We start from the raw sequence: 12,566 nt of genomic DNA, 5'->3' as shown, positions 1-12,566 counted from the left end.
GTACTTTGAGTGGAAAGGTATATTTAATTGGTGCTGGTATAGGAACAGAAGAACTATTAACAATAAAAGCTATGAAAATTATTCAGGAATGTGATGTAATATTATATGATAAATTAATTGATAAAAATATTCTTAATTACACTAAACATGATTGTATTAAGATTTTTTGTGGTAAGGAAAACAAAAGACATTATATGTCTCAAGATGAGATAAATTATAAGTTGGTTGAGTATGCAAAAAATGGAATGACAGTATGCAGATTAAAAGGTGGTGATCCTTATATATATGGTAGGGGCTCAGAAGAAGCTATTTTTTTATCAAATAATAATATTGAATTTGAGGTAATACCAGGAATTAGCTCCATATATGCTGCTCTTAATTTTTGTGGCATACCAATTACACATAGAGGAGTTTCTAATTCAATTCATGTATTTACTGCAAGTTCTTTGGAAGATGATTTGGATTTTCAGATCATTTCAAAACTTGAGGGTACAATAATTTTCTTAATGGCAAGAGAAAAAATACCATTTTTAATTGAACAACTTTTAAATAATAAAACCAAACAACAGTTAGCTGCTATAATTTCATCTGCCGGCACTTCAAAACAGAAATGTATAGTAGATACTTTGGTAAATCTAAGTGGAAGAGATTTTGATATTTCTTCAAAAGAGCCTACAATGTTTGTTTTGAGTGATACTATCGGTTTTAGAAAATTATTAAATTGGTATGAAAATAAGATTCTCTTTGGAAAAAAAGTAGTGTTGTGTTGTCCTAAAGGGCATAACATTTGGTTAAAACAACAATTACAAAATATGGGTGCAGAAGTTGTTGAGATTAACTCAATGTATTACCAAGATAAAAGTGAAAATGTTCAATCGGTTATTGATAGGCTTGCGTCATATAATTATATTGTTTTTACTAGTAAAGTTGGTGTTGATTCATTTTTTGAATTCTTAAAGAAAAATAATATAGATATTAGAAATATAAAAGCACAATATGTTGCAATTGGAGAGAAAACAGCTAATAAATTAAAAAGTTTTTGTATAAATGAAATTATTATTCCTAATGAATATACATCTAAAGAGTTATTTTTAACACTAAAAGAAAAACTTACAAATAAGGATAAGATACTTTTAATTCGTTCTGAGAATGCAGATAATATACTTACTGAAAATATTAAAGAGATTACACCTTTTGTTGATGATATTAGACCGTATAAATTTATTCAGCAGAATAATATAGTTTTTGATATTAATGATATTAAAGATGCCCATATTTATGTGTTTACTAGCTCAGCTTTTTTTGATTCATTCATTAATATATATGATATTATTGATATTTTAAAATATAGAACTGTTATTGCTATTGGACCAGCAACAAAAGAACGTATAGAAAAATATGGGATTTATGCTATATTATCTAGTGTGTATAGCCAAGAAGGTATTTTAGAAAAAATATTGGAGGTTACCAAAAATGTATGAAAGGCTAAGAAGATTACGTTCAAATAAAAATTTCAACGAAATGTTTTATTCTTTAAATATTCGAAAATCACAGCTTATATATCCATTATTTGTTTGCGAAGGAAAAGATGTATTATCATATAATCAAGAGCTAGATGATATTGTAACATGCTCTATTGATAAGCTTGATTATGTTTTAGAAAAAGCATCTAAACATGGTATTAAATCTTTTCTATTGTTTGGGGTATATAAAAATAAAATTCCTAATAATGATTTTAGTAATTATTTAGAAGAGAATATAATTCAAAAAGCAGCTACCTATATAAAAGAGAATTTAGATTCAGTTGTTATTGCTGATGTTTGCTTATGTGGATTAACTCATGAAGGGCATTGTGGGATTATTAATAATAATGAGATTGATAATGATAAATCTATTGAGATTCTCGGAGATATATCTGTTTCATATGTTAAGCATAATGTAGATATTGTTGCTCCTTCAAGTATGATGGATGGACAGGTATATGCTATAAGAAAAAAGTTAGATGAAAATGGTTTCAATTATACTCCTATTATGTCTTATAGCACCAAATTTGCTTCTTCATTATATAATCCCTTTAGAGATGTTGCACTCTCTAGTCCAAGATTTGGTGATAGGACATCATACCAACTAAATCCTTTTGATTTAAAGGGGGCTATAAATGAGGCTTTAGCTGACCAAAAAGAAGGAGCCGACATATTAATGGTTAAACCAGCTTTAATGTATCTTGATGTGTTGCAAAAAATGAAACAAGTTGTTTCAAAACCAGTAGCAGCATATATAGTTAGTGGTGAATATGCGATGATTAAAGCAGGTGCAAACAAAGGTTATATTGACGAATTAAAAACTGTTAGAGAAAGCTTTACTTCATTGATTAGAGCTGGAGCTGATATAATTATCACTTATCATGCTTTAAAGGTAGCAGAATGGATTGATAAGGGGGTTTTTTAATTGGATATTGAAAGGTTAAAAAGTTTTTTAGTAGGTGGTGTTAACAGTCCTGTTCGAGCCTTTTTAAATTTAGGTATTGAACCGCCCATATTCGAACGAAGTGAGGGGGCATATCTATATGATATAAGTGGAAAAAAATATATAGATTATATTATGTCATGGGGAAGCCTAATTCTAGGCCATAGAAGTAATGAATTTATTAAGCAACTAAATTTTGCAATTTCTAATTATGATTCTTTTGGTGCAACCTCAATTATAGAATTGAAATTTGCAGAATTTATTTGTAAAACACAAAAATTAGACATGATAAGAATGGTAAATTCTGGCACAGAAGCTACTATGACTGCGATAAGATTATCACGTGGTTATACAAAAAGGAAAAAAATTATAAAATTTTCAGGCAATTATCATGGACATTATGATGCTTTTTTAGTTAAAGCAGGTTCAGGACAGATGACATTTAATATATCAATAAGCGAAGGAGTAAATTCTTCAATATTAGAGGATACAATTGTTTGTGAGTATAACTCAATTGATCAGGTTAAAGCTGCTTTTGATAAATACGGAGATGATATTGCTGCTGTAATTGTAGAACCTATTGCAGCTAATATGGGTGTAGTTATTCCTGATAAGGAATTTATAATATTTTTAAGAAAAATATGCCATGAATACAATAGTGTTTTGATTTTTGATGAAGTAATTACCGGATTCAGAATTGCTTATAGGGGAGCACGTGAATACTTTGGAGTTGAACCTGATTTAGTTACATTTGGTAAAATTATAGGTGGTGGTTTACCATGTGGAGCTGTTGCAGGTAAAAGAGAAATAATGAATAAGTTAGCTCCAATTGGGAATGTATATCAAGCAGGTACAATGTCTGGGAATCCTATTGTAATGGGTGTCGGATTAAATGTTTTAAATATATTATATTCAAATAATCAAATATATTCTCAACTTGAAGAATTGGCATTAAAGTTTGAGGAGGAGCTTTCATCAATATTAAATAAAAAAGGAATAAGTTATGTTATAAATAGATGTGCTTCAATGATGACAATCTTTTACACAAACAAAAGGCAAATAAAAAACTATAGTGATGCTTTAGAATCTGATATTAATCTATTTAATAGAGTTACAAAAACATTAATAAAAAATGGTATTTTTATTCCACCTTCTCAGTTTGAGGCTTTATTTTTATCATTATCGCATTCATTAATGGATATTGAAAAAACAATAGAAATATTTAATATTATTTAGTGAATCATGATAAATAAAAAATTTTTTAAAAGAAAGTTGGGAATAAAATCCTAACTTTCTTTTTTGTTAATACTAAATTGTTATTATTGACTTATTGCCTTTTATGGTGTATTTTATTCAATGGTATTGTTATTAAAAAGGATAAGGATGATATACAAATGAATGATATAATTTGTTTTTCAACTACAGCATGGGAACCAATACCTACTAGAAAACAACAAGTTATGAAACGAATGCCAGATAATTTTAGAATATTCTATATTGAGCCACCTATAACTTTAATTGGGCCTTTAAAAGATCCATTACTTAAGCCTTATTATAAGAAATATAAAAGCAATCCATTTAAAGTAAAGGATAATCTTTATGTATTTTCACTTCCACCAATTATTCCATTTTTTAATAAGTATAGATTGATAAATAAAATTAATCAATTTAATATCGCAAGATATATAAAGAAAGAAGTTTTTGATAGATTTGTGGTTAAAAATCCAATAATTTGGACATATATGCCAAATACTGTTGATATTCTAAGATATTTACCTCATAAAGCTTTGGTATATGATTGTATTGATAAACATTCAGAATTTCAAGGATTTATTAACAAACAGCTTGTTGATAATATGGAAGCAAAACTTGCAGCAAAAAGTAATGTGGTATTTACAACTGCTAAAGGTTTATATGATGAAATGAAAAATTTTAATAAAAAGGTCCATCTAATACCAAATGGTGTTGATTTCGAACACTTTAATAAAGCATCTACCAAATTAGAATTACCAAAGGTATTAAAAGATGTAAAAAAACCAATTCTAGGCTTTGTAGGTGTTATTCAAAACTGGATAGACATAGAATTGATTGAATATATAGCAAAGTTAAAACCCGAATGGTCAATTGTTTTACTTGGACCAGTTGGTGCAGGAATAAACGTTGATAATCTAAAAAAATATCCAAATATATATATGATTGGTAGAGTGGACTATAAAGAACTACCAAAATATATAAGTCATTTTGATGTTTGCTTAAATATTTTTAAAACAAATAAATTATCACAGAATGTAAGCCCACTAAAGTTTTATGAATACCTTGCAACAACAAAACCTATTGTTTCAACATCTATGCAACAAGTAAATCAGTTTTCAGATTGTGTTTATATAGCCCAAGGCTATGATGATTTTGTTAATAAATGTGAACAGGCATTGAATGAAAGTGATATTAATTTAATTAATAGAAGATTAGAACTTTCAAAAGATGCCTCATGGCAAAACAAAGTTAGTCAAATGCTTGAAATACTTAAGGAAGAAGGGTTAATAAATGAATAAAGTATGTGTTATAGGACTTGGTTATGTTGGACTACCTCTTGCACTAAGCTTTTCTATGAAAGGGTTTAAGGTTTATGGAGTTGATATAAACTCTGACCTTATAAATGAGTTAAAAAATGGTATTACTCATCATTTAGAATCGTATAATGGTAAAACAATACAAGATATATTGTTAGAGGAGCTAAAAAGTGAAAGATTTATTCCTACCGACAATATAAAACAAGCTTTAGAAGAGTGTGATAACATTATCGTAACAGTACCAATACCTGTTTATGGTGGTAAACCATACTTTGAATATCTTACAAGTTGTGCTAATTCATTAAAAGAAAATTTAAGAAAAGACCAATTTATATTACTTAGAAGTACTGTTGTTCCTGGTACTACAAGAAATATATTTATGCCTATATTAGAACAAAGCGGATTAAAATGTGGTGTAGATTTTTATTTGGCTTATGCATCTGAGAGAATAGCAGAAGGAAAGGCTTTTGATGAATTTGAAAATATGCCAACAGCTGTTGCTGCAAATGACCAAATGAGTTTAGAAAGAGCAATTAATCTTATAAGGGCTATTTCAAAGGAAGAAGTTGTAGTAGGCTCTTCTTTTGAGGTTGTTGAAACATCAAAAGTAATTGAAAACCTTCAAAGAGATATCAATATAGCTATGGTTAATGAATTTGAAAGATTTACAAAGGAACTGGGAATTGATATTTTTGAGGTTATAAAGGTAGCTAATTCACATAAAAGAGTAAATCTCTTATATCCTGGACCTGGTGTTGGTGGATTTTGCATTCCTAATGCATTTTATTATCTTAATGCAAAAGCAGAAGAGATTGGTGTTGACTTAAAAATTGCAAAAACTGCTAGAATATTTAATGAAGGTATACCAAGTTACATTAGTGATTTAGCAATGAAAATGATTAAACAATATAATGTTGATAAAAAGGTTGCTGTATTAGGGATAGCAATGAAAGATTATTCTTCAGATGATAGATTAAGCCCTGCACATGAGATTGTTGATATATTAATTTCAAGGGGTGTTGAGGTAAAGGTTTTTGATCCAGCTGTAAAAAGTCAGTTTAGTGGGAAGGTCAACACAATTGAAGAAGCATTAAAGGATTGCCATGTTGTTTTAGTTTTGGCAAAACAAGAAGGAATTCCTTTTGAGAGTATTAAAAACTATACAAATGTTAATCCATTAATAATAATTGATACAAGAAATGTTTACACAATGGATTTTGCAAAAGAAAATAATATTATTCTCGAAAAGATATAAAAAGGCTGGAAAGTAGTTTCCAGCCTCATTTTTTTAAATTTATTATCTGATTATATATCTCGAGTTGTCTCATTGCCATTGCTGTTGATGAAAACATTATCTTAGCTTTTTGAGATAGTTTTTTACCAAATTGTTCTATTAAATGATCGTTCTCAATTAAATATAATATTTTTTGTGCTAACATATTGTAGTCACCTGTTGCAAACAAAAGGCCATTTATATTATCTTCAATTAAATCTGGAATAGAACCTACTGAACTTGAAATGCAACATTTTTCAAGCATTGTTGACTCTAAAATAGAATATGGGAATGTTTCTGAATAAGAGCTAATAATATTTATATCAATTGCATTAAAAAAGTCATAAGGATTTTTTATTTCACCCAAAAGGAATACATTTTCATGTACACTTAAACCATTTATTAAATCTTTTAAATATTCTTTTTGGGGGCCTTCTCCACCTATTAAAAAAATTACATTTTTATTCTTTTTTAAAACAACATTTGCAGCATTAATAAATACGTCAAGCCCTTTAACTTTATAGAGCCTACTTAAGTTACCAATAATAATTTTATTTTTAAAAAAATTTGGAGAGATATATTGACTTAAAAATTGGTTTTTACCTTTAAAAGAAATCTTAATATCATAATCATACCCATTATACATAACAAAAATTTTATCCTGATTTACACCAAAGCTTTTTAATTTTTCTACAAGTGGTGAACCAACAGTAACATAGTAATCCATCTTTTTAAGAGAGAATTTATTTAATGAAGCAAAAATAAAACGTTTATACAGATTATCTTGAAAATCAAGGTCAAAATCACTATGTAATGTTGTTATGTAAATAAGATTTGGCATTCTTTTTTTAAGGAGCATGCCAATAAAATTTGCTCTTGCACCATGACAGTGAATTATTTGATAGCCTTCATTATTTATTAATTCCACAATTTTATTTATTACGCCTATATTTAGTCTATTTTTTTGTTCAAATACTAATATATCTATTCCTGCTTTCTTTACATCATCATAAAAGGAGCCATACATAAAACAGATAATCTTTAAAGTTACCATGTCTTTTAATTTGCTACATAAATTAATTATATGAGTTTTGGCACCACCAGTATCTCCACCACTAATCAAATGTAAAACTTTCATCTTATAAAAAATCCTCCTCAGAGAATAGAAACATTATACATTTAAATTATATCATATATCTTTATTATTTGCTCAAATTATGATAAAAATATAACATATGCAATTTTGATAGGTGAAGTGTATGAAAAGTATGTATGTTTGTCAAGAGTGTGGATATAAAACTACAAAGTGGCTTGGAAAATGTCCAGAATGTGGGAAATGGAACTCTTTAATTGAAGAAGTAATTGAAAAAAATAATAAGCAAAGATTAAATAGCTTTGATAAATTAGATGTTTATAAAATAGATAATATAACAGTTGATATTCAAGAGGATAGATTTTCAAGTGGTTTTTTGGAGCTTGATAGGGTTTTGGGCGGTGGTTTTGTGAAAGGTTCCCTTGTATTAATCGGAGGAGAACCAGGTATAGGCAAATCTACCTTACTGTTACAAGTTGCAAGTATTTTAGCAAATAACAAAGATGTTTTATATATTTCAGGAGAAGAGGGGATAAATCAACTAAGGCTTAGAGCTAAAAGACTTAATGCATCTGAAAAAATAAATGTTTTAACTGAAACAAATTTTGATATTATTGAACAGTATTTAGAAGCGAAAAAACCTGAGTTTATAATTATCGATTCTATACAAACAATGTTTTCATCAGATTTTTCTTCAGCACCGGGGAGTGTTTCACAAGTTAGAGAGATAACATTAAGATTAATGCGAATAGCTAAAAAGTATAACATAACAACTGTAATTGTAGGACATGTGACCAAAGATGGGCTTATTGCAGGCCCACGTGTTCTCGAACATATGGTGGATTGTGTATTATATTTTGAAGGTGAAAGATTTAACACATTCAGAATAATCAGGGCATATAAAAATAGATTTGGTCCTACCAATGAACTTGGAATTTTTGAAATGTCAGATAATGGTCTTTTGGAGATTGATGATGCTTCAAGGCTATTTTTAGATGATAATATTAATTCAGAAGGAAGGGCAATTTTTGTTGGAATTGAAGGTACTAGGCCTTTGGTTTTGGAAATTCAGGCACTTACTAGCACAACACAGTTTGGTACACCAAGAAGAACAGTTACTGGTGTAGATTATAACAGATGTATGATGTTATGTGCAGTACTTGAAAAAAAGATTGGTATACCACTTGGTTTACAAGATATATATATAAATGTAATAGGTGGGTTTAAGATATCAGAAACCGCAGCTGATTTAGCAATAATCTCTTCTATTGCTTCAAGCTATAAAAATATACCAATCGGGAATATTGTATTAATAGGGGAGGTTGGATTAGGTGGAGAGATTAGAGGAGTAAGCAATGTACAAAGAAGAATAAATGAAGCAAAAAAACTGGGTTTTGAAACTGTAATTATTCCTAAAAAGAATATTGATTCAATTAAAGATACATATAATATCCAGATTATAGGTATGAACTATGTAAGTGAGGTTTTAAACTATATTTTTTAGATTGAGGTTGATAATATGATAATAGATGATATAAAATCAATGCTTATTTCTGAAGGAGCTTCTGATGTAGGGGTATCTAATATTACTGAATACCTACCGCAAGATTTACAAACATTTAAAACAGCTATATCAATTGTTATAAAATTATCTGATGGAGTAATAAATCAAATTGAAGATTCTCCAACTTTTACTTATTACCATCATTACAAAGCAGTTAATAATTTAATAGATTTACTCACATTAAAAGCTGTATTATTTTTAGAAAAGAATGGTTTTTTTGCCTTAAGTATTGCTTCTTCACAAAGCATTCATGGGTTAGATAATGGCTTTTCTGGTGTTTTATCACATAAGATAGGTGCAGTACTATCTGGTATGGGGTTTATTGGGAAGAATAACTTATTTGTTCACAAACTTTATGGTCCTCGGGTAAGAATTGGTACTATACTCACAAATTTTACAGATGAAAATATAAAAAATGAAGTAATCGCATCACAATGTGGCAATTGTAATATATGTGTTGCAAGCTGTCCAGCTCAAGCTTTAACAGGAAATCAATGGTATTTAGGTTGTAAGAGAGAAGAGATATTCGACCCTCATGCTTGCAGCCATTTTATGAAAGAAAGGTTTAAATTCATAGGAAGAGGACAGGTTTGCGGGATCTGCATGAGGGTCTGTCCTTTTGGAAGTGAGGTAAAAAGATAAGATTACCTCATTCTTGCTGAATATGTGTAGCAATTTGTTCGTTCTTTAGTACCTTGAGCTACACTTCCGCCTCCGTCAACAGAAACTTCAATTGATGGAGCGGTGCATTTTTTATTTTCCCAATACATGCAATCTGATACATTACATTTGATTTTATCAGGCATTTTTATACCTCCATAATAATTAATTTTACAAATATATTTTTTGTAGTATATAATTTTTTATGCATGATATACCATTTAAAAAAATATTAAGGTGAGATTATTAGATGATTAACATTGTTATTTCAGGATACTATGGAAATTTAAATACTGGCGATGAAGCTATTTTAAAAGTATTGGTTGATAAAATAAAAGAAATGGATGAACATGATATAGATATCACTGTATTATCATCACGACCAGAAAGTACATCAAAAAATTATAACGTTCATAGTGTAAATAGAAAAAGTATTATGAGTGTATTAAAAGCAATAAAAAGATGTGATATTTTAATTTCTGGCGGTGGAAGTCTTTTTCAAAACGAGACAAGTAATCGAAGCCTTTACTACTATATATTTCAAATAATAGTTGCAAAGTTATTTGGGAAAAAGATATTTGTTTTTTCTCAAGGAATTGGACCAATTAAGAATAGAATAAATTGGATATTATTTGTGAAAATTGTTAATCTTTGTGACATTATTACTGTCCGTGATTATGACTCATATAAGTTATTATTAGAGAATAAAATTAATAAAGATTTAGAATTATCAGCTGACCCTGCTTTTTTACTTGAACCATCAGCTGAAAGTAAAACTTTTAATTTATTTGAGAAAGAGAATATTGATATAAATAATAATAAAAAAACTGTGGGAATAATAGTTAGAAAATGGAAGATTGAAGATGGCATGAATTATAAAATCGCACAATTTGCAGACTATTTGATTGATTCGAAGGAAATAAATGTTATTTTTATACCTTTTCAAGGAAAATGGGATATATTGAAAATTAATGAAATAGTTAATCTGATGAAAAATAAACCATTTATAATTAAAAATGTATATCAACCCGAGGATATGCTTGCACTATTTAATAAGATTGATTTAATTATAGGAATGAGGCTTCATGCACTAATTTTTGCAGCAAAACTGAATAAAAAGTTTATAGGCATAACATACGACCCCAAAATTAATAGCTTTCTAAACATTTATAATCAAAAACCTATCGGAACAATATTTGACTTTAGTGTAGAAAATCTAATAAATAAGACAAATGAAATCTTGGCAGATGATAACATTTTAAATATCCAAAAAAGAATAAATTATCAACAAATTCAAAAAGCAAATGTTTCGTTTAATAAACTTAAAAAGTTGCTTAAAGAAATAAAAAAGGATAAAAGCATATATATATTCGGTGTAAGAATTGATACAGTTAATTTTAATTTGGCTCTTAAAAAAATTGAACAAACTATAATAAATAATAAAAAAATGGTAATATTTACTCCTAATGTTGAAATGATTATGCTATCTCAAAAAGACATCCAATTTATGAAAGTATTAAATAATGGTGATTTAAATGTTCCAGATGGAATAGGAGTAATATGGGCTTCAAAATACTTTGGCCAAAAACTTTATGAAAGAGTTGCAGGCTTTGACTTATTAATCAAAATGCTTCCGCTTTTAAAAAAATATTATCAAAGAGTATTTTTGTTAGGTGCAAAAGAAGGAATAGCAACAAAAGCTGCTGAAAATCTTATCAAAAATTATGGAATTAATATTGTGGGAACGCACAACGGCTATTTTGATTTTGAAAATGATGAAAATTTAATTGAAATTATAAATAAAACAAATTGTGATGTGCTTTTTGTGGCTCTTGGGATGAAAAAACAGGAGCTATGGATATATAAGAACAAAGATAAATTAAATGCTAAGATAATTATGGGTGTTGGTGGAAGCTTTGATGTTTTAGCTGGTAATGTAAAAAGAGCCCCATTAATATACCAAAAATTAGGGATTGAATGGTTATATAGACTTATTCAAGAACCTTGGAGATATAAAAGAATGTTAGTACTACCTAAATTTGCACTGAAGGTAATCAGAAGTAATATTTGGAGGAAGAAAAGTTGAAAAAAAAGATAATTAAGACAATTTACGAGTACGTTGCAATAACTTTTGGTTCACTACTTGTGGCATTGTCACTAAACCTATTTTTGGTTCCTAACAAAATTGCTGCAGGTGGACTTTCTGGTTTAGCTACTGTTTTATATTATATTTCAAACTATAAATTACCTGTTGGTATGACAATGCTTGCATTAAATATACCAATATTTATTATTGGTATAAGAACAATAGGTGTTCACTTTGGTATAAAGAGTATATATGGGACAATTATTTTATCTGTTATAACAGACTTGACAGCCTTTTTACCAACACTTACTTACGATAAATTACTCGCATCAATTTTTGGTGGGATACTAATGGGTGTAGGGCTTGCAATTGTTTTATTATTTGGAGCTACTACTGGTGGTACAGAAATGTTAGCCAAAATACTTCATAAATTTATTTCTCTTTTTTCATTAGGACAGGTTCTTTTATTTTTAGATGTATTAGTTATAGTTTTAGCGTCTGTTGTTTTTAAAAATTATGAACTTGGTCTTTATGCTGCATTGACTTTATATGTTTGTTCAAAAGTAATTGATGCAATTTTAGAAGGTGTAAACTTTGCAAAAGCATTAATAATTATTTCAGAAAAAGCAGATATTATAGCTGATAGGATTATGAATGATTTGGATAGAGGCGTAACAGGTTTATTTGGACAGGGAATGTGGACCAAGAAAGAAAAGAATATTTTATTTTGTGTTGTAAAAAGGCATGAGGTGTCAAAGGTTAAGCAATTGGTTCAACAAATTGATCAAAATGCTTTTGTAATACTTTCTGATGTTAGAGAGGTTTTGGGAGAAGGTTTTTCAAAAGCATAGATG

The 12,566-nt window shown here is 28.5% G+C and carries 11 protein-coding genes; 9 read left to right on the top strand and 2 right to left on the bottom strand.

The genetic code is table 11. The annotated features are described in order from the left end of the window. Positions 1 to 5: 5 nt before the first annotated feature. From cobA to ACAG39_03610, 5 genes are all read left to right on the top strand, one after another. Positions 6 to 1,481, top strand: coding sequence for a uroporphyrinogen-III C-methyltransferase (gene cobA / locus ACAG39_03630; GenBank protein ID MEZ0536326.1), 1,476 nt, complete (start codon positions 6 to 8; stop codon positions 1,479 to 1,481). Beyond that, a complete protein-coding gene (gene hemB / locus ACAG39_03625) occupies positions 1,474 to 2,448 on the top strand; it encodes a porphobilinogen synthase (GenBank protein MEZ0536325.1) in 975 nt (324 codons plus the stop codon). Before cobA ends, hemB begins: the two co-directional genes overlap by 8 nt. Further along, positions 2,449 to 3,702, top strand: a complete 1,254-nt coding sequence (gene hemL, locus ACAG39_03620) for a glutamate-1-semialdehyde 2,1-aminomutase (GenBank protein MEZ0536324.1) — start codon at positions 2,449 to 2,451, stop codon at positions 3,700 to 3,702. A 158-nt stretch (positions 3,703 to 3,860) separates the two neighbouring features. Continuing rightward, a complete protein-coding gene (locus ACAG39_03615; protein ID MEZ0536323.1) occupies positions 3,861 to 5,018 on the top strand; it encodes a glycosyltransferase in 1,158 nt (385 codons plus the stop codon). Then, positions 5,011 to 6,291 (top strand): nucleotide sugar dehydrogenase, encoded by a 1,281-nt coding sequence (locus tag ACAG39_03610; protein ID MEZ0536322.1) that lies wholly within the window; start codon positions 5,011 to 5,013, stop codon positions 6,289 to 6,291. Before ACAG39_03615 ends, ACAG39_03610 begins: the two co-directional genes overlap by 8 nt. A 25-nt stretch (positions 6,292 to 6,316) precedes the next feature. Here ACAG39_03610 and ACAG39_03605 read toward each other — a convergent pair whose 3' ends face one another. Continuing rightward, the gene (locus tag ACAG39_03605; protein ID MEZ0536321.1) at positions 6,317 to 7,447 is read right to left on the bottom strand and encodes a glycosyltransferase family 4 protein; all 1,131 of its coding nucleotides are present in this window, start codon (positions 7,445 to 7,447) and stop codon (positions 6,317 to 6,319) included. Positions 7,448 to 7,568: 121 nt separating this feature from the next. Here ACAG39_03605 and radA point away from each other — a divergent pair, with 121 nt between their 5' ends. Together radA and ACAG39_03595 are read left to right on the top strand one after the other, a co-directional pair. Then, the gene (gene radA / locus ACAG39_03600) at positions 7,569 to 8,906 is read left to right on the top strand and encodes a DNA repair protein RadA (GenBank protein ID MEZ0536320.1); all 1,338 of its coding nucleotides are present in this window, start codon (positions 7,569 to 7,571) and stop codon (positions 8,904 to 8,906) included. Positions 8,907 to 8,921: 15 nt separating this feature from the next. Further along, complete coding sequence (locus ACAG39_03595; protein MEZ0536319.1) at positions 8,922 to 9,608, top strand: 4Fe-4S double cluster binding domain-containing protein; 687 nt, start codon at positions 8,922 to 8,924, stop codon at positions 9,606 to 9,608. A 2-nt stretch (positions 9,609 to 9,610) separates the two neighbouring features. Here the strand turns inward: ACAG39_03595 and ACAG39_03590 are convergent, their stop codons facing one another. Further along, entirely contained in the window at positions 9,611 to 9,772 is a 162-nt protein-coding gene (locus tag ACAG39_03590; GenBank protein MEZ0536318.1) for a DUF1540 domain-containing protein, read from the bottom strand. Positions 9,773 to 9,876: 104 nt separating this feature from the next. Here ACAG39_03590 and csaB point away from each other — a divergent pair, with 104 nt between their 5' ends. Together csaB and ACAG39_03580 are read left to right on the top strand one after the other, a co-directional pair. Next, positions 9,877 to 11,712: a polysaccharide pyruvyl transferase CsaB gene (gene csaB, locus ACAG39_03585; GenBank protein ID MEZ0536317.1), complete on the top strand. Its 1,836-nt coding sequence runs from the start codon at positions 9,877 to 9,879 to the stop codon at positions 11,710 to 11,712. Next, a complete protein-coding gene (locus tag ACAG39_03580) occupies positions 11,709 to 12,563 on the top strand; it encodes a YitT family protein (GenBank protein ID MEZ0536316.1) in 855 nt (284 codons plus the stop codon). Before csaB ends, ACAG39_03580 begins: the two co-directional genes overlap by 4 nt. Positions 12,564 to 12,566 lie beyond the last annotated feature (3 nt).

It is taken from the genome of Caldicellulosiruptoraceae bacterium PP1, from assembly GCA_041320695.1.
In the GTDB taxonomy this organism is placed as follows: domain Bacteria; phylum Bacillota; class Thermoanaerobacteria; order Caldicellulosiruptorales; family Caldicellulosiruptoraceae; genus JBGGOQ01.
The sequence above is the reverse complement of the archived record's forward strand: the minus strand, read 5'-3'. Positions and strand labels throughout refer to the sequence as shown.